This window comes from Streptomyces spiroverticillatus, from assembly GCA_014650415.1.
In the GTDB taxonomy this organism is placed as follows: domain Bacteria; phylum Actinomycetota; class Actinomycetes; order Streptomycetales; family Streptomycetaceae; genus Streptomyces; species Streptomyces spiroverticillatus.
This window is the reverse complement of record BMUX01000001.1, coordinates 437,924-462,070: the sequence shown is the minus strand read 5'-3', so window position 1 is coordinate 462,070 and position 24,147 is coordinate 437,924. Positions and strand designations below refer to the sequence as shown.

25 protein-coding genes are annotated in these 24,147 nt (G+C 71.7%); 13 read left to right on the top strand and 12 right to left on the bottom strand.

The window, feature by feature from the left end:
* Positions 1-36: 36 nt before the first annotated feature.
* Positions 37-1,029 (top strand): LysR family transcriptional regulator, encoded by a 993-nt coding sequence (locus IE269_RS02120; RefSeq protein ID WP_189820928.1) that lies wholly within the window; start codon positions 37-39, stop codon positions 1,027-1,029.
* Here IE269_RS02120 and IE269_RS02115 read toward each other — a convergent pair.
* Positions 1,019-2,122, bottom strand: coding sequence for a calcium:cation antiporter (locus IE269_RS02115; protein WP_189820927.1), 1,104 nt, complete (start codon positions 2,120-2,122; stop codon positions 1,019-1,021). The genes IE269_RS02120 and IE269_RS02115 overlap by 11 nt on opposite strands.
* A 375-nt stretch (positions 2,123-2,497) precedes the next feature.
* On the bottom strand, positions 2,498-3,238 hold the full coding sequence (locus IE269_RS02110) for a dienelactone hydrolase family protein (protein WP_189820926.1): 741 nt from the start codon (positions 3,236-3,238) through the stop codon (positions 2,498-2,500).
* Positions 3,239-3,353: 115 nt separating this feature from the next.
* Between IE269_RS02110 and IE269_RS02105 the strand changes: the two genes are divergently transcribed.
* Together IE269_RS02105 and IE269_RS02100 are read left to right on the top strand one after the other, a co-directional pair.
* Positions 3,354-4,484, top strand: coding sequence for an adenosine deaminase (locus IE269_RS02105; protein WP_189820925.1), 1,131 nt, complete (start codon positions 3,354-3,356; stop codon positions 4,482-4,484).
* A gap of 167 nt (positions 4,485-4,651) precedes the next feature.
* Positions 4,652-5,035 carry an ATP-binding protein gene (locus tag IE269_RS02100; protein WP_189820924.1) on the top strand — a complete coding sequence of 128 codons (384 nt, stop codon included), beginning with the start codon at positions 4,652-4,654 and terminating at the stop codon, positions 5,033-5,035.
* 76 nt (positions 5,036-5,111) lie between these two features.
* Here the strand turns inward: IE269_RS02100 and IE269_RS02095 are convergent, their stop codons facing one another.
* The 5 genes from IE269_RS02095 to afsQ1 form a co-directional block, all read right to left on the bottom strand.
* Complete coding sequence (locus tag IE269_RS02095; RefSeq protein WP_189820923.1) at positions 5,112-5,312, bottom strand: PspC domain-containing protein; 201 nt, start codon at positions 5,310-5,312, stop codon at positions 5,112-5,114.
* Positions 5,313-5,404: 92 nt separating this feature from the next.
* Positions 5,405-5,965 carry a VanZ family protein gene (locus tag IE269_RS02090; protein ID WP_189820922.1) on the bottom strand — a complete coding sequence of 187 codons (561 nt, stop codon included), beginning with the start codon at positions 5,963-5,965 and terminating at the stop codon, positions 5,405-5,407.
* A 117-nt stretch (positions 5,966-6,082) separates the two neighbouring features.
* Entirely contained in the window at positions 6,083-6,736 is a 654-nt protein-coding gene (locus IE269_RS02085; RefSeq protein WP_189820921.1) for a hypothetical protein, read from the bottom strand.
* Positions 6,736-8,277: a sensor histidine kinase gene (locus IE269_RS02080; RefSeq protein ID WP_189820920.1), complete on the bottom strand. Its 1,542-nt coding sequence runs from the start codon at positions 8,275-8,277 to the stop codon at positions 6,736-6,738. Before IE269_RS02080 ends, IE269_RS02085 begins: the two co-directional genes overlap by 1 nt.
* Positions 8,274-8,951 (bottom strand): two-component system response regulator AfsQ1, encoded by a 678-nt coding sequence (gene afsQ1, locus IE269_RS02075; protein ID WP_189820919.1) that lies wholly within the window; start codon positions 8,949-8,951, stop codon positions 8,274-8,276. Before afsQ1 ends, IE269_RS02080 begins: the two co-directional genes overlap by 4 nt.
* A gap of 215 nt (positions 8,952-9,166) precedes the next feature.
* On the opposite strand from afsQ1, the gene IE269_RS02070 reads away from it, so the two are divergent.
* The gene (locus IE269_RS02070; protein ID WP_189820918.1) at positions 9,167-9,994 is read left to right on the top strand and encodes a SigE family RNA polymerase sigma factor; all 828 of its coding nucleotides are present in this window, start codon (positions 9,167-9,169) and stop codon (positions 9,992-9,994) included.
* A gap of 255 nt (positions 9,995-10,249) precedes the next feature.
* Here IE269_RS02070 and IE269_RS02065 read toward each other — a convergent pair whose 3' ends face one another.
* Positions 10,250-10,903, bottom strand: a complete 654-nt coding sequence (locus tag IE269_RS02065) for a uridine kinase family protein (RefSeq protein WP_189820917.1) — start codon at positions 10,901-10,903, stop codon at positions 10,250-10,252.
* Positions 10,904-11,085: 182 nt separating this feature from the next.
* Here IE269_RS02065 and IE269_RS02060 point away from each other — a divergent pair, with 182 nt between their 5' ends.
* Positions 11,086-11,499, top strand: a complete 414-nt coding sequence (locus IE269_RS02060; protein WP_189820916.1) for a hypothetical protein — start codon at positions 11,086-11,088, stop codon at positions 11,497-11,499.
* A gap of 197 nt (positions 11,500-11,696) precedes the next feature.
* On the top strand, positions 11,697-12,704 hold the full coding sequence (locus IE269_RS02055; protein WP_189820915.1) for a glycosyltransferase family protein: 1,008 nt from the start codon (positions 11,697-11,699) through the stop codon (positions 12,702-12,704).
* A gap of 33 nt (positions 12,705-12,737) precedes the next feature.
* Here the strand turns inward: IE269_RS02055 and IE269_RS02050 are convergent, their stop codons facing one another.
* Positions 12,738-13,406 (bottom strand): PH domain-containing protein, encoded by a 669-nt coding sequence (locus tag IE269_RS02050; protein WP_189820914.1) that lies wholly within the window; start codon positions 13,404-13,406, stop codon positions 12,738-12,740.
* 135 nt (positions 13,407-13,541) lie between these two features.
* Between IE269_RS02050 and deoC the strand changes: the two genes are divergently transcribed.
* The 6 genes from deoC to IE269_RS02020 all read left to right on the top strand — a co-directional run bounded on the left by deoC (position 13,542) and on the right by IE269_RS02020 (position 18,730).
* Positions 13,542-14,504, top strand: coding sequence for a deoxyribose-phosphate aldolase (deoC, locus tag IE269_RS02045; protein WP_189820913.1), 963 nt, complete (start codon positions 13,542-13,544; stop codon positions 14,502-14,504).
* Positions 14,504-15,940: an aldehyde dehydrogenase family protein gene (locus IE269_RS02040; RefSeq protein WP_189821350.1), complete on the top strand. Its 1,437-nt coding sequence runs from the start codon at positions 14,504-14,506 to the stop codon at positions 15,938-15,940. Before deoC ends, IE269_RS02040 begins: the two co-directional genes overlap by 1 nt.
* On the top strand, positions 15,933-16,841 hold the full coding sequence (locus IE269_RS02035; protein ID WP_189820912.1) for an aldehyde dehydrogenase family protein: 909 nt from the start codon (positions 15,933-15,935) through the stop codon (positions 16,839-16,841). The genes IE269_RS02040 and IE269_RS02035 overlap by 8 nt, the downstream gene beginning before the upstream one ends.
* A gap of 257 nt (positions 16,842-17,098) precedes the next feature.
* Positions 17,099-17,974 carry a hypothetical protein gene (locus IE269_RS02030; protein WP_189820911.1) on the top strand — a complete coding sequence of 292 codons (876 nt, stop codon included), beginning with the start codon at positions 17,099-17,101 and terminating at the stop codon, positions 17,972-17,974.
* 7 nt (positions 17,975-17,981) lie between these two features.
* Entirely contained in the window at positions 17,982-18,425 is a 444-nt protein-coding gene (locus IE269_RS02025) for a hypothetical protein (RefSeq protein ID WP_189820910.1), read from the top strand.
* Entirely contained in the window at positions 18,422-18,730 is a 309-nt protein-coding gene (locus tag IE269_RS02020; RefSeq protein ID WP_189820909.1) for a hypothetical protein, read from the top strand. The genes IE269_RS02025 and IE269_RS02020 overlap by 4 nt, the downstream gene beginning before the upstream one ends.
* Before the next feature lie 79 nt (positions 18,731-18,809).
* Here the strand turns inward: IE269_RS02020 and IE269_RS02015 are convergent, their stop codons facing one another.
* The 3 genes from IE269_RS02015 to IE269_RS02005 form a co-directional block, all read right to left on the bottom strand.
* Entirely contained in the window at positions 18,810-20,474 is a 1,665-nt protein-coding gene (locus IE269_RS02015) for a phospho-sugar mutase (protein ID WP_189820908.1), read from the bottom strand.
* 432 nt (positions 20,475-20,906) lie between these two features.
* The gene (locus IE269_RS02010; RefSeq protein WP_189820907.1) at positions 20,907-21,716 is read right to left on the bottom strand and encodes a purine-nucleoside phosphorylase; all 810 of its coding nucleotides are present in this window, start codon (positions 21,714-21,716) and stop codon (positions 20,907-20,909) included.
* A 112-nt stretch (positions 21,717-21,828) separates the two neighbouring features.
* Complete coding sequence (locus tag IE269_RS02005; RefSeq protein WP_189820906.1) at positions 21,829-22,266, bottom strand: gamma-glutamylcyclotransferase family protein; 438 nt, start codon at positions 22,264-22,266, stop codon at positions 21,829-21,831.
* A 349-nt stretch (positions 22,267-22,615) separates the two neighbouring features.
* Between IE269_RS02005 and IE269_RS02000 the strand changes: the two genes are divergently transcribed.
* Complete coding sequence (locus tag IE269_RS02000) at positions 22,616-24,052, top strand: NAD(P)H-quinone dehydrogenase (protein ID WP_189820905.1); 1,437 nt, start codon at positions 22,616-22,618, stop codon at positions 24,050-24,052.
* The last annotated feature ends 95 nt before the right edge of the window (positions 24,053-24,147 follow it).

Below are 24,147 nucleotides of genomic sequence, written 5' to 3'. Positions count from 1 at the left end.
ATGCGTCCAATGCACAGAACGGCGATAATCCATCCCATGCTGCATAAGCAAAGCTCACAGGGTCGGCTGTCACCGAGTAGTTACGAAGAAGACATTCAGCAGGTGCTGGCGCCGCGCCTGGCGCAGTTCGCGGCGGTCGCCCGCCACGAGCACGTGACCCGTGCCGCGCACGAACTCGGCGTGCCCCAGTCGACCCTCTCCCGCGCGATGGTCCGCCTCGAAGAGGACCTGGACGTCGCCCTCTTCGCCCGCAAGGGCCGCACGGTCGCCCTCACCCCGGCCGGCCGCACCTTCCTGACCGCAGTGGAGCGCGCCCTCGCCGAGGTCGAGAAGGCGGCGGACGCGGTACGGGCGGACGCGGACGCCACCACCGGGAAGGTCGCCTTCGGCTTCCTGCACACCATGGGCTCGGAGACCGTCCCCGCCCTGATCCGGGCCTTCCGCGCCGACCACCCCCACATCCGCTTCCAGCTCGTGCAGAACTACGGCGAAGCGATGCTGGAACGCCTGCGCGCGGGCGACCTCGACCTGTGCCTGACCTCGCCGGTCCCGGAGGCCCCCGATCTGGTCGCCCGCCGCCTGGACGAGCAGCGCCTGCGCCTGGTGGTCCCGGACGACCACCGCCTCGCCTCCCGCAAGCGGGTCCGTCTCGCGGAGGCCGCGGACGAGACCTTCGTGACCCTCGAACCCGGCTATGGCCTGCGCCGCATCACGGACGACCTGTGTGCGCAGGCGGGCTTCCGGCCGAAGGTGGCGTTCGAGGGAGAGGAGGCGGAGACGCTGCGGGGGTTGGTGGCGGCGGGGCTGGGGGTGGCGCTGCTGCCGCCCCCTGCCGTGGCCCGCCCCGGTGTCGTAGAGCTGACGGTCACAGCCCCCCGCGCGGCCCGCGAGATCGGCGTCGCCTGGCTGGACGGCCACCCGGACACGCCCCCGGTGGCCGCCTTCAAACGCTTCCTGCTCTCCCGGCGGGGCCACATCCTCCCGCAGACGGCGCTGGTGGAGGTGACCGGCGCCGACCCTACGGACTGACCGCGAGGACGAGGTACGCCGCGAACAGCGACAGGTGCACCCCGCCCTGGAGGGTCGTCGCCCGTCCCGGTACGAAGGTCAGGGTCCCCACCGCCACGGTCAGCGCCAGCAGCACCATGTGGGTGGCCCCGAGCCCGAGCATCAGCGGCCCGTCCATCCAGATTGACGCGAGCGCCACGGCCGGAATGGTGAGACCGATGCTCGCCATCGCCGACCCCAGTCCCAGATTCAGACTGGTCTGTACGCGGTCCCGCTTGGCGGCGCGGACGGCCGCGATGCTCTCGGGCAGCAGCACGAGCAGCGCGATCACCACACCCACCACGGACGCGGGCAGCCCGGCCGCCTCGACGCCGCTCTCGATGGTCGGCGAGACGCCCTTCGCCAGCCCGACCACCGCCACCAGGGACACGGCCAGCAGCCCGAGGCTGATCAGCGCGACCTTGGCCGGCGGCGGGTCGGCGTGCTCGTCCTCGTCGATGACCTTGCCCTGCTGGGTGACGGGCAGGAAGTAGTCGCGGTGCCGGACGGTCTGGGTGAGGACGAAGAGACCGTAGATGAAGACGGCCGCGACCGCCGCGAAGATGAGCTGGGTCGGGGTGAACTCGGGGCCGGGGGTGGAGGTCGTGAACGTCGGCAGCGCGAGGCTGAGCCCGGCGAGGGTGGCGACGGCGCCGAAGGCGGCGACGGACCCCTCGGGGTTGAAGACGGCGACGCGCCGCTTCAGTGCGCCCACCAGGAGCGAGATACCGACGATCCCGTTCAGCGTGATCATGACGGCCGCGAAGACGGTGTCCCTCGCCAGCGAGGCACTCTTCTCACCCCCGTCGGCCATGAGGGTGACGATGAGCGCCACCTCGATGATGGTGACGGCCACGGCCAGCACGAGCGACCCGAAGGGCTCGCCGACCCGGTGCGCGACGACCTCCGCGTGGTGCACGGCGGCCAGCACGGCCCCGCCGAGGAACACCGCGAGCAGCGCGACGACGGGGCCTGGCATTTCCCTTCCCCACGAGAACGCGAGGAGGACGAGGGCGAGGACGGGCACGAAGGAGGCCCAGTGGGTCGGTTTGATGCGGTCGACGCTGGTGCTCATGGTGTCGAGGGTGTCAGAGGGACTAAAGTCCCGCGCGCGGTGCCCTCGGGCGGGCGGCGGTCGGGGGGCTCGCTGCTGCGGGGCGAGGAGGCTTGGCCGGGGGCCGGTGGGGCTCGGCCGGTGTCGGGGGGTGCGGGCAAGGGCCGGTACCGGGGCGGGCCCGGATCGGGCGTACCGCCCCCTTGCCCGCCCGTCCCGCCCCCGGGGGGCGGCCCCGCCGCCCAAGGGGGCGAGGGAGAAGGGGGGAGGCGGCTGCGGAGCAGCCCCTCCAGGGGCGCGGGGAACTGCGCGACCAGCCACGACGTACCCGCACGGGACCGGGACCACCACGAACCCGCACGGGACCGGGACCACGACGAACCCGCACCGACACCCTCAGCCCCGAGAGCCCCCGAAGCCGGAGGCCAGGGGCATTCGCAGCCCCAGCGGCGGCGGAGCTGCCAGCGCGTCCGTGACGGCCCTCGCATACGGCTGCCCGAACAGCGAGCCGAGGACGAAGTCCTTGGTGAGGGCCCGCACCTCGGCCCGGTGCTGCCGAAGGGCGTGCCCGTCGGAGTGGACCTCGAACCGGCACGTGTCCCGGTTCGCCTTCTTCGCCCGCTCCGCGAGCTGGAGCGAGAGCCCCGGCGAGGCCCACTCGTCCTCCGTGCCGTGCACGATGAGCACCCGGCGGCCCACCAGCTGCCGCACCGGTTCCTCCGCCACGGACGGCGGCAGCCACGGCGCCCACGCCACCACCGCCCCCACCGCCCCGTGCCCCGCCGCCCGCAGCGCCGCCCGGCCGCCCATGCCGACCCCGACCAGCCCCACCGGCACGTCCCCGTAGCGCCGTACGACTTCCTCGACCGCCCACGCCGCGTCCGCCGCGAGCCGTGCGTCCGCCCCGTTCCAGCCCCGCCCCCGGTACCGGACGACATGGGCCCGCAGCCCCTCCGACGCGCCCGCCCCGGCCAGCTCCCGCGCGAGGCCGCGCCCGGCCGCGTACGACGCGACGGAGGGCCCCCGAGCCGACGTGACCTGCCCCGAGGGCAGTACCAGAACGACCCCGCCGACCACGTCCGTCCCGACGGCCCGCCCCAGCCGGGCGTGCGGACCCGGCTCGACTTGCTGTGTCATGACAGAACAGTCTCAGAACCCGAGATGGACTCCACCCGTCCGCACGGTCACTGTTACGTATCGAGTTGCCCGTCGATCTGGCGTGATCTACGCGCGTAGGGGCTAGAGTGCCCAGATGACGAGCCAGACCACCGCCCAGGCGCCCAACACGCCCTCCGCAGAACAGATTCGCCGCGCACCGAAGGTGCTGCTGCACGACCACCTCGACGGCGGCCTGCGCCCCGGCACGATCGTCGAGCTCGCCCGCGAGGTCGGCTACGACAACCTCCCCGAGACCGACGCCGACAAGCTCGGCATCTGGTTCCGCGAGGCCGCCGACTCCGGTTCGCTGGAGCGGTACCTGGAGACCTTCGCCCACACCTGCGCCGTCATGCAGACCCGCGAAGCCCTCTTCCGGGTGGCCGCCGAGTGCGCCGAGGACCTCGCCGAGGACGGCGTCGTGTACGCCGAGATCCGGTACGCCCCCGAGCAGCACCTGGAGTCCGGCCTCACCCTCGAAGAGGTCGTCGAGGCGGTCAACGACGGCTTCCGCGAGGGCGAGAAGCGCGCCAAGGAGAACGGCCACCGCATCCGCGTCGGCGCCCTCCTCACCGCGATGCGGCACGCCGCCCGCGCCCTGGAGATCGCCGAACTCGCCAACCGCTACCGCGACGCGGGCGTCGTCGGCTTCGACATCGCCGGCGCCGAGGCGGGCTTCCCTCCCACCCGCCACCTCGACGCCTTCGAGTACCTCAAGCGCGAGAACAACCACTTCACCATCCACGCGGGCGAGGCCTTCGGCCTCCCGTCCATCTGGCAGGCCATCCAGTGGTGCGGCGCCGACCGCCTGGGCCACGGCGTGCGCATCATCGACGACATCGAGGTCGACGAGACCACGGGCGCGGTGAAGCTGGGGCGTTTGGCCGCGTACGTACGGGACATGCGCATCCCCCTGGAGATGTGCCCCACCTCCAACCTCCAGACCGGAGCGGCCGCTTCGTACGCCGAGCACCCCTTCGGCCTGCTGCGGAAGCTCCAGTTCAGGGTCACGGTGAACACCGACAACCGCCTGATGTCCGGCACCAGCATGAGCCGCGAGTTCGAGCACCTGATCGGCGCTTTCGGCTACACGCTCGACGACATGCAGTGGACGACGGTCAATGCGATGAAGAGCGCCTTCATTCCTTTCGATGAACGTCTCGCCATGATCAACGAGGTCATCAAGCCCGGCTACGCCGAGCTGAAGTCGGAGTGGCTCTTCCAGTAAGCCCCTGTGACCAGCAGGTTTACTGCCGGAAAGAACTGATCTCACGTTTCGCACAATCGGCCGGGAATAGCAACTCCCGGCCGATTGAGTGTGTTTGCGGGGCGCGGAAAGCTCTGACTAGCTTGCAGAGCCGCTCACTTCCCCCCATTTCCGAGGACGTTGTTTTCATGAAGCAGTCTGCTGCCAAGACCCTCGGTGCCGCCGCTCTCGGTGCCGCCTTCGTCGCCGCTGCCGCCGGTTCCGCCAGCGCCGCCGCCGCTCCCGCCGCCCCCGACGCGGCCGCCGCGCTGGGCGCCGTCTCCCAGGCCCTCCCGGTCGACCAGGTCGCGAGCAAGCTCCCGGCCGGTGGCCCGGAGGCCCTCAAGGCGGGCCAGGACGCGCTGGGCAAGAGCGCGATGACCGCCCCCCAGACCGCCGAGAAGACCCTCCCCCAGGTCATGCCGGCCGGCGAGGGCCAGGACCCGGTCAACGGCCTCCTGGGCGGCCTGCCGACGAAGGGCCTGCCCACCGGCGGCCTGCCCACCGGTGCCGTCCCGGGCGTCGGCGCCTGATCCGCCGCACCCGGGCACACGAGAAGGGGCGCACCTCCCGAGGGAGGTGCGCCCCTTCTTCGTACCCCGACAGCCGTTACCAGGCGGTCTTCGACGTCTTCTCGCCCGGCAGGAAGACCCACAGGCCGAGGTAGATGAGGAACTGCGGCCCCGGCAGCAGGCACGAGGCCAGGAAGATCACGCGCATCGTGGTCGCGGAGGTGCCGAAGCGCCGGGCCAGCGCTGCGCACACTCCGCCGATCACACGGCCGTCGCGGGGGCGGACAAGTGCGGTCATGGCGGGCTCCTTCGCGAGCTTCAAGTGGGGGAGCATCCGACGTGCTCCCGATGTACTCAATACTCGCGCTCCCACCCCAACCGGGCATCGCCCTACGGGGCGACCCCGACCCTGGAAATCCTCGGGGTCGACCCCAGGGCGGTCTCCTCCTCAGTCGGGGTCGCACCCCCTACCCGGGTACGAGCCCGCTCCCACCTGCGACGCAGCCGCGCCCTCGTCACCGGTACGACGACGAGGTGGGCCAGCGCCACCCCCACGGTGTTCAGCAGGACGGCGTCCACGTCCACGACCTGACCGGGCACCCCGGTCTGCCACAGCTCGATCCCCAGCGAGAGCAGTGCTCCGGCCGCCACGGTCCGCAGCAGCGACACGAACGGCGACACCCGCAGCCGCCCGCCCGCCATCGGCAGCAGCACGCCCAGCGGGGCCAGCAGAAGCAGCCCGGAGCCGATCCGGCGGGCCGCCTCGACGGGCCCGAGCGCGAGATCGGCCCGCAGGCCGGCCAGCGGCTGGAGGTTGGGGGCGGTCACCCACTGCACGTCGTCGAGGGGCCGCAGACAGGCCCACGCCACGAACAGAAGATGCGCGAGGAGGAGAAGACTCCCCGCCACGCGGAAGCGGATGACGGCACTGCCGCTCGGACCTGGACGCACGCCCCCCTAGACGCGCCCCCCGTCCGGATCGGTTCCGCAGTACGTCCAAGACTCCCCGTAAGGCGGCAATCGTCCCTTCCGGAACACCGGCCTCCGCACCTCGCGCGAGCCGGAGGCTCAGCCCGTCGGCCCCGCACTCGGCTCCGGCGGCGTCCCCCGCACGTCGCCCAGCGTCGGCACCGCCTCCGGGCGGGCCTTCAGCGCGGCCGTGCACTGGTAGGCGCGGGGCGGGTCGTCGGAGGGCCCGGCCAGCTCCACCGAGCCGCCGCCGTCGTCGGCCGCGCTCCCGGAGTACGTGCAGACGATCTGGGCCAGCGCGTGCGTGGGCAGGTCGTCGGGCTGCCGGTTGAGCCGCAGCGACTGCCGGGAGTCCCCGGGCCGTGGCCCCGACACCGTCAGCGAGCCGCGTACGTCCGTGGTGAACCCCGCCTGCTCCTCCGCTGCCGAGGGCTCCTTCTGCAGCTCGTCCAGCAGCGTCTGCGCCGCCCGCATCCGGTCGGCGGCGAGCACCTGCTCCGGTACGCCCACCACGCGCTGCACCGACACCAGCCCCGCCCCGCACACCAGGAACACCCGCACCGTGGCGCCCTGCGCCGGGGCGTCGTTCTTCCGGGCGGGCACGTCGCAGGACACCCGGGACGGCGCCGCCCCGGCGTCCACCGGCACCTGCGTGGTGCGGATGCCGCAGGCCGTGCCGGTCACCAGGACACCGAGTGCGGCAGCCAGGAGCCCGGCCCGACGACGTACGGAAGCAGCCTTCACGACCCTCATCAGCTCTGCTCCTCGCGCACCTGCGCGTCGTCGGTCCGGCTCTCGTCCACCGCGGCTTCCGCGGCCTCTGCGTCCCGGGGCAGCCGCAGCGTGAACACCGCGCCGCCCTCGGGGGAGTTGGCGGCGGAGATGTCGCCGCCGTGGATGTGCGCGTTCTCCATGGCGATGGAGAGCCCGAGGCCGCTGCCCTCGGAGCGCGGGCGCGAGGCGCTCGCCTTGTAGAAGCGGTCGAAGACGTGCGGCAGGACGTCGGCGGGGATGCCGGGCCCGTTGTCCCGCACCTCGATGACCAGCTCCCCGTCGAGCGCGCGTACGGAGACGTGGACGGGCGAGCCGCCGTGCTTCAGGGCGTTGCCGACCAGGTTCGCCAGGATCACGTCGAGCCGCCGGGGGTCGAGCCGGACCATCAGCCCGCGCTCGCCGTCCAGCTCCACCGCGTCCAGCCAGGCCCGCGCGTCCAGGCAGGCCGTCACCTGGTCCATGACGTCCACGTCGTCCAGGACCAGCCGGGCGGTGCCCGCGTCGAAGCGGGTGACCTCCATCAGGTTCTCGACCAGGTCGTTGAGCCGCCGGGTCTCGCTCACCACCAGGTGCACGGCGGGCGCGATCATCGGGTCGAGGCTGTCCGCCTCGTCCTCCAGGACCTCGGCGACGGCCGTGATCGCGGTCAGCGGGGTGCGCAGCTCGTGCGACATGTCGGCGACGAACCGCCGGCTCGCCTCCTCCCGCGCACTCATGTCCGCGACCTTCTTCTCCAGTTGGGCGGCGGTCCGGTTGAACGTCCGCGAAAGATCCGCCAGTTCGTCCGTCCCCGACACCCGCAGCCGCGTGTCCAGCTTCCCCTCACCCAGCCGCCGCGCCGCATCACCCAGCCGCTGCACGGGCTTCAGTACGGTCGTGGCCGCGGCCTGCGCCAGCAGCGCCGACCCCAGCAGGGCCAGCCCCGTCGCGATCCCCAGCGACCAGGCCAGCGAATTCAGGTCGTCCCGCTCCTGCTTGAGCGAGGTCAGCATGTACCCGGTGGGCCCGCCGCCGATCACCTTCGCGCCGCCCACCAGATACGGCGAGGAACGCAGATTCGTACGCACCCAGAACAGGTGGTACGGATACGCGTTGCCCGCAGTGATCGGCTGCTTCCGGTTGACCTGCTCCTGGAGCTTCGGCGGCACGTCCTTCAGCGTGAACGCATCCAGGTCCGAGTACCCGACGACCGGCTTCCCGGCCTCCCGGGAGTCCACCAGCAGCACGCTGTAACCCGGCTTGGCGCTCATCGCCGCCATCTGCTGCGCCGCACTCTGGAGTTCGGCCTGCGTCGGCTGCAACGGCAGCTTGGCCACCCGGTCCTGCATGGCCTGCCGGAAGTCGTTGAGCGCCGTGTCCTGGGTGCGGGTGAGGACCGCTTCCCGGTTGAGCCAGTACGCGATCCCCGCCACCGACACCGCCGCCGTCAGCGCGACCAGCGCGAACACCACCACCAGCCGCAGCCGCAGGCTGGTCCAGCGCAGGCCCGCGATCAGGGCCCGCTTCGCGACCGTACTCACGAAGGCGTGTCCAGCCGGTAGCCCACACCACGGACCGTACGGATCAGCGTCGGCGAGGACGGCACGTCCTCCACCTTCGCCCGCAGCCGCTGCACGCACGCGTCCACGAGCCGCGAGTCACCGAGGTAGTCGTGCTCCCACACCAGCCGCAGCAACTGCTGCCGGGACAGGGCCTGTCCGGGACGGCGGCTCAGCTCCAGGAGCAGCCGCAGTTCGGTGGGGGTCAGCTGCAGGTCCTCGCCGTTCTTCGTCACGGTCATCGCGGACCGGTCGATGACCAGCGAGCCGAACGACGCCGCGTCGTTGGCCTCGCGCTCACCGCGCCGCAGCACGGCCCGGATACGGGCGTCGAGTACCCGCCCCTGCACGGGCTTCACCACGTAGTCGTCCGCACCGGACTCCAGACCCACCACGACGTCGATGTCGTCGCTGCGGGCCGTGAGCAGGATGATCGGCAACTGGTCGGTGCGTCTGATCCTGCGGCACACCTCGAATCCGTCGATGCCGGGCAGCATCACGTCCAGAACGATGAGGTCAGGGCGCTGCTCACGCAGCAGCTTCAGACCGTCCTCGCCCGTGGCGGCCGTGGCAACACGGTGCCCTTGGCGCGTGAGCGACAGCTCAAGCGCCGTACGGATGGCGTCGTCGTCCTCGATCAGCAACAGGAAAGGCACCCGGCCATTCTGGCCCATGGGGGCGTACGAGTTCGACAGTTGGAGCGCTCCCATCGCCGTGGCCTGCTCCGGGCCCGTCCCCGGTACGGGTGTTGCGGGTTGTGCGCTGTGCCCTGTGACGCGCCTGTGACAGTCGACGGACCTCGTCATGAAACTGCGCGGGCAAGCTCTTCATCACACGAACTGCTACGGACTCCACCGACGGGGGGCGCGAGATGAACGCACTGCACAGCACCAACTCAAGCGCAGTTGTCACGCGTCTCCACGACGTCGTACGGAGCGAGAACGTCCGCAGCGGGGAGAAGTCCGGTGCTGTGACCGGGCGGGGGTGCGGTCGCGGCATCGGACGTCAGCGGGCGTCGTCGTACAGCAGTTACGGGTACATGACGGTCGTCGACGTACCGGGGGGAACCGGGGGGAACGGCGGAGCTGCCGGGGGGACGTTCGGGGGAGCGTCGGCAGCGCCCGTCACGACGGAGACGTACGGGGAGGGCTCGGGGGAGCGGACGCCCGCGACTGCGGCGGAGGCGGAATTCACCGCCTACGTCCAGGAGCGCCGCGCCTCCCTGTACGCGACCGCCTACCACCTGACCGGCGACCGCTTCGAGGCGGAGGACCTGCTGCAGAGCGCCCTCTTCTCGACGTACCGCGCCTGGGACAGGATCAGCGACAAGGCGGCGGTCGGGGGCTACCTCCGCCGCACCATGACCAACCTGCACATCAGCCAGTGGCGTCGCCGCAAGCTGAACGAGTACCCGACGGAGGAGCTGCCGGAGACGGTCGGCGACACGGACGCCATGCGCGGCACGGAACTGCGCGCTGTCCTGTGGCAGGCCCTGGCGCGCCTCCCCGAACTCCAGCGCACGATGCTCGTCCTGCGCTACTACGAGGGCCGCACCGATCCCGAGATCGCGGACATCCTCGACATCAGTGTCGGCACGGTGAAGTCCAGCATCTGGCGGTCGCTCCGCCGGCTGCGCGAGGACGAGGTCCTCAGCTTCGGCCGTGACGAGGAGGAATCCTTCGGCGAACTGGTCGCCTGATCGTCCGGAGGATACGGGGGCCGTCGCTTGGGGGGAGGCGGCGGGAGTAGGGGGAACACGGGGGAAGCGGGGGGGGACACGGGGGGAACCACGTGGGGTCCGGGGGGAGCCCACGGGGGATCACGGGGGGTACGGGGGAAGCGGAGCGGGACCACGTCGGCCGGGGGGTCTGACGGGGTCCCGTTTTCGTTTGCCGCCCTGTTGTCGCTCTGTGCGTACGTTTTGTGCGTACGTTTTGTGCGTACGTTTTTGGGCCTACGCCGCTTCGGCCGCGTCCCGGACCGGGCGGGTCGCCCCCGGGCAGCGGCCCGCGGCGGCCGCGGCCAGGCGGCCCAGGGCCTCGTCCTTGGCGCACGGGTGCGCGCCCAGCTCGGTGTGCCGGGCCACGATGCCGCGCTCGGCCCGCATCAGCCGCAGGCCGCGCCGCAGCAGGAAAGGCACCGACTTGCGGCCCTCGCGCAGGTCCCGCAGGAGGCGGCGGCGGAAGGTCGTGAAGGGGCGGCCGCGCAGGCACAGCGCGTCGGCCAGCACACCCAGCTCGCGACAGCGGGCCACGATGTCGGCCGCGAAGATGCCCTCCGCGACGAACAGGGGCGTGCGGTCGATGTCGAGCGCCTCCTCGCCCACCCGTGAGCTGGTGGCGATGTCGTACACGGGCACGGTCGTACGACCGGACCGGCACAGCTCCTCGATGGCGGCCACCGCGACGTCCGCGTCCCAGGACAGCGGGGAGTCCCAGTCGATGTCCGAGCTGCCCTCGACCAGGGGCAACGTCGGGTCCGTGCACTCCTTGTAGAAGTCGTCGAGGCGCAGCACGGGCAGCTGGGCGCGGGCCGCGAGGGACGACTTTCCGGAACCGGAGGGACCCGTGAGGAGGACGACGCGGGCGGAGAGGGGTGTAGAGCTCACGGGAGACAAGTGTGCGGCATGGTCACCCTCCAGGTCTCCCCGGGCGACGGTGACGGATACCGGCGGCCCGTTTCAACTACGCTGCGTGTGCTCGCGATTACGCACGTGGGAATGTGTGTGCGGGCTTCTTCCTGCGCTTCCTACGCCTCCTACGCCTCCTACGCAGACGGGTGACCTCCTCCATGGCACGCCACGCAGCTTCCAAGTCCCCGCGCCGCACCCTCCTCAAGGCCGGGCTCACCGTGACGGCGGTGGGCGCCGCGCTGTCGGCGGGGGCGGGTGCGGCCCAGGCCGCCGCGCCCTCGGTGCCGTTGGCCGGGGTCGGCCAGGCGCTGGACGAGTTCGGGACCAGTCCGGGGGAGGCGCTGACGGGGGCCGTCACGCACTCCGCCGCCGGGGGGCTGGGGCCGGCCAAGAACATGCGGCTGGACCCGCTTGCCGGGACGGAGGTCGATCCGCTGAGCAACACGGTCGGCACTCAGGTGGCGGACTTCAAGCCGGTCAGCACGGGGGCGGCCACGGATCCCCTCGCCAAGGGCGGTGGCCTGAAGGACCTTCCGGTCGCGGGCAAGGTCACGTCCGTCCTGCCGGGCTGAGGGGCTTGGTGCGGGTGGGGTGGGGGTGCTGTTCAGGCCGGGGGCTCTGCCCCCGGGCCCCCGGTTTGTGCCCCTGTCCCGCCCCTTCACCTAAAGCGCTCGCCGCGCGGCTGGGTGGGGGGTTGCTCGCGCAGTTCCCCGCGCCCCTGAAAGGGGCGCTGTGCGGCGCTCTTTTCGTGCACCTCGGGGTGCATTTGATGGGGCTTGGGGTGCTTGTTCCGTGGGCGCGGCTCAAGGGGCGCAGCCCGTGGGGGGTGCTTGCCGCGTCCTGGGACTCGCGGTGGTACATCGGGATCGCCGAGCACGGGTACGGCACCGTGCGCGAGTACGCCTTCTTTCCGTTGCAGCCGGTGCTGATGCGGGCAATGCCCGGGAGTGCCGAGACCGCCGGGCTGCTTCTCGCCGTCGGTGCGTCCTTCGCCGCCGTCTGGGGCGTCTTCGCCGTGGGGGAGCATCTGCATGGGCCCCGCGTCGGCATCCTCCTGGCCGGGCTGTGGAGCGCGTACCCCGTCGGGCTCGTGCAGTGGATGGGGTACACCGAGTCGCTGTTCACTGCGCTCGCCGCCTGGTGTCTGTACGCGGTGCTCACCGGGCGCTGGATCGTCGCCGCGAGCCTCGCCTGTCTCGCCGGGCTCACCCGTCCGACCGGTATTGCCGTCGCCGCCGCCGTGATGGCGGGGGCCCTGGGCAGCGGGCGCAGGCGGGCGTTCCTCGCGGGAGTCCTCGCCCCGGCCGGCTGGGTCGCGTACGTCGGGTGGGTGGGGGTCCGGCAGGGCCGCTGGGACGGCTATTTCGCCGTGCAGCGGCGCTGGCGCAACACCTGGGACGGCGGCGCCGACACCCTCCGCGAGATGCGCGGGCTCCTCGCGTACGAGATCAGGCCGCCGCTCTTTCTCGTGGTCGTCACCGGTGTGATGCTCGCGGCGGTGGTGCTCTTCGTGTGGTGCGCGGCGGTGGAGCGGCAGCCGTTGCCGCTGCTGGTGTTCAGTGGGGTGCTGCTGGTGATCGTGCTGGGGGCGGACGGTGTGTATTTTCCGCGGGCCCGTTTTCTGCTCCCCGCGTTTCCCCTGCTGCTGCCCATCGCGCTCGCGGTCGGCAGGGCGCGGGCGCGCGGTCCGGCGGCGGTGCTGGTGGTGGGCGGGGCCGCCCTGTTCGCGGCGTACTTCGGGGCGTACATGGCCCTCGTGTGGCCCAGTGCGCCGTAGGGCCCGATCTCGTACGGCCCAATCCCGTACGGACTAGACCGTCGCGAGCAGCACGATCAGCGCCACCAGGCCCACCGCGCCCGGCACGATGATCTCCAGCGCCCAGCGCACCGACGGCGTCCCCTGGGCCGACGGCTCGGACGCCCGGGACTCGGCGAGTTCCTGGAGGTCGCGGACCGTCTGGTCGCTCATCGAGACCGTCGGCTTGTTGCTCGCCGAGGAGCGGCCGAAGGAGGTCCGGGTGGAGTCGGGGTCGTTGGAGGCCGCCGACCGGGCCTGGTTGCGGATGGCCTTCTTGCGCTGGCGGATGGAGACCGGCACGGCCCACATCTGGTACTTCGCCCCGCCCGCCAGCACCTCGCTGGAGTAACCGGAGCGGACCGCGTCGACCGCCGCCCAGGGCAGCGTGATCGTACGGAACGGATTGCGGATCCGGAGCCGGTCGGCCCCCGCGTACACGGCGGGCCGGATCGTGAAGGCGACCACCAGCGGCACCACGAACAGCAGTCCGGCCAGCACCTTCCAGATCGTCGCGGCCTCGCCCTTGATCAGCGCGTCGATGGTCAGCCAGGCCACGACGGCGAGCATGGCGCAGCCCCAGAAGACGCCGGCGCCGGAGCGGAAGACGCGGTCGGCGTAGGCCGTCGGCTCGCCGGAGGGGCCCGGGGAGGCGGACGAGGACGTGGGGCCGGTGCTAGTCATGCGGACGATTCTGCCTGACGTGCGTTCGAGTCCGAAGTGTGTGGGGTCGTGGTCTCTTCCCGGTCCCGTTTCCCCCTCAGCTCTCCTCCGGGGTGTACAGGCCGCTACGCGCGTAGATATGCTCCAGTGGTGACCATGCCCACCTCTGCATCCGCTCCCGCATCCGCATTTGTCGACGCGACCGCGTCCGACAGCGCACTGCGCCGCTTCCTGCACGGGCTGCCCGGCGTCGACGCCGTCGGCCTGGAGGCCCGCGCCGCCGCGCTCGGCACGCGCTCGATCAAGACCACGGCCAAGGCGTACGCCATCGACCTGGCCATCTCGATGATCGACCTGACCACGCTCGAAGGCGCGGACACCCCGGGCAAGGTCCGGGCGCTGTGCGCCAAGGGCGCCCACCCGGACCCGACGGACCGTACGACCCCCACGGTCGCCGCGATCTGCGTGTATCCCGACATGGCGGCCACCGCCAAGGAGGCCCTCGCCGGGACGGGGATCAAGGTCGCGTCCGTCGCGACCGCCTTCCCGGCCGGCCGTGCCGCCCTCCCCGTCAAGCTGGCCGACGTGCGCGACGCCGTCGAGGCGGGCGCGGACGAGATCGACATGGTGATCGACCGGGGAGCCTTCCTCGCCGGGCACTACCTGAAGGTCTACGAGGAGATCGTCGCCGTGAAGGCGGAGTGCGGGGACAAGGCCCGCCTCAAGGTCATCTTCGAGACCGGCGAGCTGTCGACGTACGACAACATCCGGCGCGCCTCCTGGATCGGCATGATGGCCGGCGCCGACTTCATCAAGACCTCGACGGGCAAGGTGGCCGTCAACGCCACGCCCGCCAACACCCTCCTCATGCTGGAAGCCGTACGGGACTACCGCGCGCAGACCGGCATCCAGATCGGCGTGAAGCCGGCCGGCGGCATCCGCTCCACCAAGGACGCGCTCAAGTTCCTGGTGCTGGTCAACGAGACCGTGGGCGCGGACTGGCTGGACAACCACTGGTTCCGCTTCGGCGCATCCAGCCTGCTCAACGACCTGCTGATGCAGCGTCAGAAGCTCAGCACGGGCCGTTACTCCGGCCCCGACTACGTGACGGTGGACTGATCCGCATGACCTTTGAGTACGCACCCGCGCCGGAGTCGCGCGCAGTCGTCGACATCGCGCCGAGCTACGGCCTGTTCATCGACGGCGAGTTCACCGAGGCGGCCGACGGCAAGGTCTTCAAGACCGTCAGCCCCTCCACCGAAGAGGTCCTGTCCGAGGTGGCCCTCGCGGGCAAGGACGATGTGGACCGTGCCGTGAAGGCCGCCCGCAAGGCGTTCGAGAAGTGGTCCGCGCTGCCGGGCTCCGAGCGCGCGAAGTACCTCTTCCGCATCGCCCGGATCATCCAGGAGCGCTCGCGCGAGCTGGCCGTCCTGGAGACCCTCGACAACGGCAAGCCGATCAAGGAGACCCGCGACGCGGACCTCCCCCTGGTCGCCGCGCACTTCTTCTACTACGCGGGCTGGGCCGACAAGCTCGACCACGCGGGCTACGGCGCCAACCCCCGCCCGCTGGGCGTCGCGGGCCAGGTCATCCCCTGGAACTTCCCGCTCCTCATGCTGGCCTGGAAGATCGCCCCGGCGCTCGCCACCGGCAACACGGTCGTCCTGAAGCCCGCCGAGACGACGCCCCTGTCGGCGCTCTTCTTCGCGGACATCTGCCGCCAGGCGGGGCTCCCGCGCGGCGTCGTCAACATCCTTCCCGGATACGGCGACACGGGCGCGGCCCTGGTCAACCATCCCGACGTCAACAAGGTCGCCTTCACCGGCTCGACCGCCGTCGGCAAGGCCATCGCGCGCTCCGTCGCGGGCACCGACAAGAAGGTCACCCTCGAACTGGGCGGCAAGGGCGCGAACATCGTCTTCGACGACGCACCCATCGATCAGGCCGTCGAGGGCATCGTCACCGGCATCTTCTTCAACCAGGGCCAGGTCTGCTGCGCGGGCAGCCGCCTCCTCGTCCAGGAGTCGATCCAGGACGAACTGCTCGACGCCCTGAAGCGCCGCCTGTCGACCCTCCGTCTCGGCGACCCGCTCGACAAGAACACCGACATCGGCGCGATCAACTCCGCCGAACAGCTCGCCCGTATCACCGCACTCGCGGAGACCGGCGAGGCCGAGGGCGCCGAGCGCTGGTCCGCGCCCTGCGAACTGCCCTCCTCCGGCTACTGGTTCGCCCCGACGCTCTTCACGAACGTCACCCAGGCGCACACCGTCGCCCGCGACGAGATCTTCGGCCCGGTGCTGTCGGTCCTCTCCTTCCGCACGCCGGACGAGGCCGTCGCCAAGGCCAACAACACGCAGTACGGCCTCTCCGCCGGCATCTGGACGGAGAAGGGCTCGCGCATCCTCGCGGTCGCGAACAAGCTCCGGGCGGGCGTCGTCTGGGCCAACACATTCAACAAGTTCGACCCCACCTCGCCGTTCGGCGGCTACAAGGAGTCGGGTTACGGCCGCGAGGGCGGTCGCCACGGCCTGGAGGCGTACCTCGATGTCTGAGACGACCGACGTGAAGCGCCTGAGCGTTTTCAAGACCTACAAGCTGTACGTCGGGGGCAAGTTCCCCCGTTCCGAGAGCGGCCGGGTGTACGAAGTGAGCGACAGCAAGGGCAACTGGCTCGCCAACGCGCCCCTCGCCTCCCGCAAGGACGCCCGTGACGCGGTCGTCGCGGCGCGGAAGGCGTTCGGCGGCTGGTCCGGCGCGACCGCGTACAACCGGGGCCAGATCCTCTACCGCATCGCCGAGATGCTGGAGGGCCGCCGCGAGCAGTTCGTCCGCGAGGTCGGCGAGGCCGAGGGCCTGTCGAAGTCGAAGGCGGCGGCGGTCGTCGACGCGGCCATCGATCGGTGGGTCTGGTACGCGGGCTGGACCGACAAGGTCGCGCAGATCGCGGGCGGCGGGAACCCGGTCGCGGGCCCGTTCTTCAACCTCTCCACCCCGGAGCCGACCGGCGTCGTCGCGGTCGTCGCCCCGCAGGACTCGTCCTTCCTGGGCCTGGTGTCCGTGATCGCCCCCGTGATCGCGACCGGCAGCACGACGGTCGTCATCGCCTCGGAGTCCGCCCCGCTCCCCGCCCTCTCCCTGGGCGAGGTGCTGGCGACCTCCGACCTTCCCGGCGGCGTGATCAACATCCTCACCGGCAAGGCCTCGGAGATCGCCCCCTCCCTCGCCGCCCACCAGGATGTCAACGCGATCGACCTCACGGGCGCGGGCCACGGCTCCGACCTGGCCCGCGACCTGGAGATCGCCGCGGCGGACAACCTGAAGCGCGTCCTGCGCCCGTCCGCCTCCCCGGACTGGACCGCCCCCCAGGGCACGGAACGCCTCACGGCCTTCCTGGAGACCAAGACGGTCTGGCACCCGACGGGCTCGCTGGGCGCGTCGGGCTCCGCGTACTGAGCCGAACACGCGGCCTGATCCGCACGCACGGCCCTGGGCCCCGCTTCCCCGCACCGGGGGAGCGGGGCCCAGGCGCGTCGCCCCCCGCCGCCCAGATCCGGCCGTCGGCCCCGTCCCGGCCGGCCCGACGGGGTGCCGCGAGCTGCGAAGAGCAGCCGCAAGTGTGGTTTCGATCATGGAGAGTTGGCGAATCGGGAGGAGGTGAGCCACTACTCTGGTTCCCCAATGGGCTCGTGGGGCGACGGGGGCGTGACGTCATGGCCGATACCTGGGACGGGATCAGGGAAGAGTGGGACGCAGCCGTGCAGCTCGTCAACGGCTCACGCTCCCGGTCCAACGAACAACTCGGGGCGACACGCGCGGGGTTGGGCCTCTCCCAGTACCCCATCGCGCTAACCGGCGAGCCCGGCGCCGGCAAGTCCGTCCTCTTCGACGCGCTGTCGGGCCACACGGGCGTCGGCGACGCCGAGTCGCGCCGGAGCCCGGACCGCGAGGAGGGGCACCGCACCTTCCTCCTCGGCTCCACCAAGCTGCGGGTCTCGGCGATGGTCGTACCCGGCCAGGAATCCCTTCAGCGTGAACGCGCAATGAACCGGATCCTCAGCGAGAACACGTCCCCCAAGGGGCTCATCCACGTCGTGTGCTGGGGGCACAACAAGGTCTGGGACCGCACCGGGCAGCGGGCGCTGGAGCGCAACGTACGTGCTCCTGACGGCTCGATCAGCGCCGACGGAACCCGTGACTGGCACCTGGAGAAGGAACTCGTCGACTTCGAGAAGATCTGCGACCGGATCATCGAGACGGGGGCCGCGACGCGGGGCCTGCGCTGGGTGATCGTCGCGGTCACCAAGGCGGATCTCTTCTGGAACCGGATCGAGGAGGCACGCGACTACTACGTCCCGGGCAGTGACAGCGCGGGCCACCACCATTCCGCGGAGTCCGGCTTCTGCACCATGCTGCGGGACCTGATGGACCACAACGACCGGCTCCGCGTCGCGGTGGTGCCGATGAGCTCCCAGCTCATCCGGCATTCGTTCAGCGAGTCGCTCGCCCCGCAGCTCAGCCAGATCGACAGCGTGGGGGCGGGGCGACTGCGGGAGAGCTTCTACCGCACCCTGCGACGGCTGACGTGAGGCCCGTGTGACGGCGAACGAGTACAAGGGCGAGCACGGGGGCGAGGGTGTAGCGCACGACGGCGCGAGCTTCGAGCAGGCGCTGCGCGGTGCGGAGGAACTGCGGAAGAGCACCGGACGGCTCCGGATCCGGCTGCGGACCCTGCGTCTGACCATGGTCGGCGGGGCGTCGGCGATCCTGGTCGTCGTCTTCGTGGCGGCCGGGGAGCCGCGCTGGGAGTTGTCAGGGCTTGCCGTGGGCCTCGTAGGGGCCGTTGCGGCGGGGCTGCGGGCCGAGCGCTCCGTACGGTCCGAACTCGGCCGCCACGAGGAGCGGTTGGAGCGGACCGTCGGCATGCTGCGGGAGGTGTTCGTGCACGTGTCGCGCCGGGAGCAGTGGGAGAAGTCCCGTGTCCGGCGGACCAGGGAACGGATCGCCCGCTTTTCCATCGACGAAAGAAGACTGTGGTGATCAAGCGGCTGGTGGCGTTCGTGACGATCGCCGGAGTGGCGAGCTTCCTGGGCCCCGGTGCCGTCGTGGCCGTGGCCAGGGGAAGCGGCATGGCGCAGGCGATGTCCGCCAACTGGGACGCGGCCGCGGCGGTCTGCGGTCTCGTCGCCTTCGGGATGCTGGTGCTGGGCTGGGGGAGTTGGCTGTGCTTCAGCGTCTCCGGCGGGTTCCGCGACAACAACATCGCGGTGGGCGCGACGAGCCTGGTGGCCGGGGCGGGTGCCCTGACGGCCGCCGGCATCGTGCTGTGGTCCGTACTCCTGTGATGCGTAATCCTGTGATTCGTACTCCTGTAGTGCGTAGCGTCACGGCCCGGGGCCGGGCCGTGACGGTACGCACCAGCGGTCAGATGCCCGCGGCCGCCGACAGGTCGCGCTTGATGGCGGCCAGGGTCTCCGCCGCCTGCGCGCGGGCCGCCGGGAGGGCGGAGGCGTCGGCGACCGGGACCACGACCTCCAGGTAGCACTTGAGCTTGGGCTCGGTGCCGGACGGGCGGACGATCACGCGCGCACCCGTGAGGTGGTAGCGCAGGCCGTCCGTCGGGGGCAGGGACTCCGTGCCCTTCGTCAGGTCCTCGGCCGAGGTCACCGGGAGGCCCGCGAGGTGGGTCGGCGGGGTCTCCCGCAGCCGGGCCATCGCGTTGGCGATGATGCTCAAGTCCTCGACGCGGACCGAGAGCTGGTCGGTGGCGTGCAGGCCGTGGGTGACGGCCAGCTCGTCGAGGAGGTCGAGGAGGGTGCGGCCCTCCTCCTTCAGCTCGGAGGCGAGCTCCGTGATGGCGAGGGCGGCGGTGATGCCGTCCTTGTCGCGGACACCCTCCGGGTCGACGCAGTAGCCGAGGGCCTCCTCGTACCCGTACCGGATGTTCTCGACGCGGGCGATCCACTTGAAGCCGGTCAGGGTCTCCTCGTACGCGATGCCCGCCTTCTCGGCGATCCGGCCGAGGAGGGAGGAGGAGACGATCGACTCGGCGAAGACGGCGTCCGGTCCGGCCGTGCCCTTGCGGACGATGTGGGCGGCGAGCAGTGCGCCGACCTCGTCCCCGCGCAGCATCCGCCAGTCGCCGCCGTCGGGGACGGCCACGGCGCAGCGGTCGGCGTCCGGGTCGTTCGCGATGACGAGGTCCGGGTCGGTCCGGCGGGCCGTCGCGAAGGCGAGGTCCATGGCGCCGGGCTCTTCCGGGTTGGGGAAGGCGACGGTCGGGAAGTCCGGGTCCGGCTCGGCCTGCTCGGCGACCAGGACCGGCGCCGGGAAGCCCGCGCGGGCGAAGGCTGCCAGCAGGACGTCCTTGCCGACGCCGTGCATGGCCGTGTAGACGGTCGTCGCGGTGCGGGGGCTGTCCGGGGTCAGGACGGCGTCCGTACGCGCCAGGTACGCCTCCAGGACCTCCTCGTCCAGGGTGAACCAGCCGTCGTCCGGGCGGGGTACGTCGGCGAGCGCCTCGACGGCGTCGATCTCGGCGGCGATCTCGGCGTCCGCCGGCGGGACGATCTGCGAGCCGTCGCCCAGGTACACCTTGTAGCCGTTGTCGCGCGGCGGGTTGTGGCTCGCGGTCACCTCGACGCCCGCGACCGCGCCCAGGTGCCTTATGGCGAAGGCGAGGACGGGGGTGGGGAGGGGGCGGGGGAGCAGTACGGCGCGCAGTCCGGCCCCGGTCATGACGGCGGCCGTGTCGCGGGCGAAGTCCGCGGACTTGTGGCGGGCGTCGTACCCGATGACGACCAGGTCGTCGGTCGAGCGGGGGTGCGCGGGCTGCTTCACCAGGTACGAGGCGAGACCTGCGGCGGCACGGATCACGACGGCACGGTTCATCCGCATCGGGCCTGCGCCCAGCTCACCGCGGAGGCCGGCGGTGCCGAACTGGAGGGTGCCGGAGAAGCGGTCGCTCAGCGCGGCGGTGTCCCGGGCCTCGATGAGCTTGGCCAGCTCGTCGCGGGTCTCGGGGTCGGGATCCTCGGCGAGCCAGGCGCTGGCGCGGGCGAGGAGGTCCTGGGAGGTGTCCTGGGGCACTGGGTCGCCTTTCGGGGTGCGTGTGTACGGGGTGGGGTGGGCGTCGGCCGGTGGGTGACCGGTACCCGGCTCGGCCGGGCGGCATCCGGGCGGGCCCGTGCCTGGCGCGACCGGTGTCGGGGGTGCGGGCGGGGGCCGGTGCCGGGGCGGGCCCGGATCGGGCGTACCGCCCCCTTGCCCGCCCGTTCCGCCCCCGGGGGGCGGCCCCGCCGCCCAAGGGGGCGAGGGAGAAGGGGGGGAGGCGGCTGCGGAGCAGCCCCTCCAGGGGCGCGGGGAACTGCGCGACCAGCCACGACGTACCCGCACGGGACTGGGACCACGAGCCGACCCGCACGGGACTGGGACCACGAGCCGACCCGCACGGGACCGGAACCACGAGTCGACCCGCACGGGACGGGGAGTGCGACGCCCCGCACCCCCACCCCGTACCCCTTAGATCCGCTCCAGGACCCTGGCCAGCAGGCTGCCCATCCGGGCCGCCGAGTCGCGGCCGGCCTGGAGGACCTCCTCGTGGTTGAGGGGCTCGCCCGAGAGACCGGCGGCGAGGTTGGTGACCAGGGAGATGCCGAGCACCTCGGCCCCCGCCTCGCGCGCCGCGATGGCCTCCAGGACCGTGGACATGCCGACGAGGTCGCCGCCCATCACACGGACCATGTTGATCTCGGCCGGAGTCTCGTAGTGCGGGCCGGGGAACTGGACGTAGACACCCTCCTCCAGCGTCTCGTCCACCTCCTTGCAGAGGGCCCGCAGACGCGGCGAGTACAGGTCGGTCAGGTCGACGAAGTTCGCGCCGATGATCGGCGAGGTGGCCGTCAGGTTCAGGTGGTCGCTGATCAGGACCGGCTGGCCGGGGCGCATGCCCTCGCGCAGACCGCCGCAGCCGTTGGTCAGGATGATCGTCTTGCAGCCCGCGGCGACGGCCGTGCGGACGCCGTGCGCGACCGCGGCGACGCCCCGGCCCTCGTAGAAGTGGGTACGGCCGAGGAAGACCAGCGCACGCTTGTCGCCGATCTTGTACGAGCGGATCTTGCCGCCGTGTCCCACGACGGCCGCCGGCGGGAAGCCGGGCAGCTCGGTGACGAGGAACTCGCTCTCGGGCTCACCGAGGGCGTCGACGGCCGGGGCCCAGCCGGAGCCCATCACGAGGGCGACGTCATGGGTGTCGGCGCCGGTGAGCTCGCGCAGGCGCGTGGCCGCGGCGTCGGCGGCGGCGTGGGGGTCCGAAATAACAGATGCGTTCACGCGGAAGAGGGTAGCCGCTCCAGCCCTACGCGCGTAGATGTCACGGCGGACGGCAACCCGATTGTTGCGTTGGACTTTCCGACGAATGCCCCGTCCGGACCCGCGAGGGGGCTCAGCAGGGCCGCTTCCGCAGCTCCATCACATAGTCGTGCGGCGCCCCCGCCGACTCCGCCGCGTCCGCGATCTCGCCCAGGTAGCGGGCGGACGGCAGGCCGCCCTCGTACCCGTTCAGGACGTACATCCAGGTGGCTTCCTCGCCGTCCAGGGTGTGCACGCGGACTCTCATCCGGCGGTAGATGTCCAGGCCGACGCCCTCCCACCGGTCCATGGAGTCCTCGTCCATCGGCGCGATGTCGTACAGCGCGACGAAGACCTGGGAGCGCGGGGCCTCGACCACCGTGGCGAGCGAGCCCTCCCAGCCCATCTGCTCGCCGCCGAAGGTCAGCCGCCAGCCGTTGAGCCAGCCCGTGCCGCGCAGCGGCGAGTGCGGGGCGCGGCGGGACATCAGCCGCGCGTCGAGGTTGCCGGCGTACGCGGCGTAGAGCGACATGGCTCCGAGGGTACGGGAGGCCCGACGATCGCGTACGGGCACAAGCGATCTCGTACCGGAACAGGTGAGGGCACCCGGCGATGTGCGCGAAGGGGCAGTACGAACGACTGCCGACGGCGCTGAGTTCCCGTATCCGGGGCCCCGGGGCGAAGCCCGCGCCCGGGTGCGGGACAATGAAGTACGTACTGCACTCCTCCGGGGCCGATCCCCCGGGACCCCGGCCGGGGCAGGCAGGACGGGCCGGGCGGAGTCGCGGCGCACCCAAGCGGACCGTATGCGCATGCATGCGGCGACCAGACTCGGCTCAGGCGGCAGGCCCGGGCTCAAGCGAACGCGAGGCGGACTTTTCGTGACCCGGATCGTGATCATCGGCGGCGGACCCGGCGGGTACGAGGCGGCCCTGGTGGGCACCCAGCTCGGCGCCGAGGTGACCGTCGTCGACTGCGACGGACTCGGCGGTGCGTCGGTACTGACCGACTGCGTACCGTCCAAGACCCTGATCGCCACGGCCGAGGTGATGACGACCTTCGACTCCTCGTACGAGGAGCTGGGCATCCTCGTGGCCGACGACACCCCGCCGGAGGAACAGGCCGCGCGGGTGGTCGGAGTGGACCTCGGCAAGGTCAACCGTCGTGTGAAGCGGCTCGCGCTCGCGCAGTCGCACGACATCGCCGCCTCCGTGACGCGTGCGGGCGCGCGCGTCGTGCGGGGGCGCGGCCGGCTGGAGGGCCAGCAGGCCATGGACGGTTCGCGGACCGTCGTCGTCACCGCGGCGGACGGCACGGAGGAGCGGCTGACGGCCGATGCCGTGCTGATCGCGACCGGCGGCCACCCCCGCGAGATCCCGGACGCGCAGCCGGACGGCGAGCGCATCCTCAACTGGACGCAGGTGTACGACCTCGAAGAGCTCCCGGAGGAGCTGATCGTGGTCGGTTCCGGTGTGACGGGTGCCGAGTTCGCGGGTGCCTACCAGGCGCTCGGCTCGCGGGTGACGCTCGTGTCGTCCCGTGACCGCGTGCTGCCGGGCGAGGACCCGGACGCCGCCGCCGTCCTGGAGGACGTCTTCCGGCGTCGCGGCATGAACGTCATGGCGCGCTCGCGTGCCGCCTCCGCCAAGCGCGTCGGCGACCGGGTGGAAGTGACCCTGGCCGACGGCCGGGTCATCACCGGCTCGCACTGCCTGATGGCCGTCGGCGCCATCCCCAACTCCGCGGGCATGGGCCTGGAGGAGGCCGGGGTCAAGGTCAAGGACAGCGGCCACATCTGGACCGACCGGGTCTCGCGGACGTCCGCGCCGGGCGTGTACGCGGCCGGAGACGTCACCGGCGTCTTCGCACTCGCATCGGTCGCGGCGATGCAGGGACGTATCGCCATGTACCACTTCCTCGGTGACGCGGTGGCCCCGCTGGACCTCAAGACGGTCTCCTCGAACGTCTTCACCGACCCCGAGATCGCCACCGTCGGCTACACCCAGGCCGACGTCGACGCGGGCCGCATCGACGCCCGCGGCGTCAAGCTGCCGCTGCTGCGCAACCCCCGCGCGAAGATGCAGGGCATCCGGGACGGCTTCGTGAAGCTGTTCTGCCGTCCGGGTACGGGGATCGTCGTGGGCGGCGTGGTCGTCGCCCCGCGCGCGAGCGAACTGATCCACCCGATCTCGATCGCCGTCGACAACAGCCTGACGGTGGAGCAGATCGCCAAGGCGTTCACGGTTTACCCGTCGCTGTCGGGGTCCCTGGCCGAGGTTGCGCGTCAGCTGCACACGCGCAAGACGGGCGACAACTGATCGTTTCGTAGGGGTAGTTGGACACGGCCCTTACGGGTGCGGGGTGCGGCCGGACGGGTTCCGGCCGCACCCCGCACCCGTAGCGAAACGCCTAT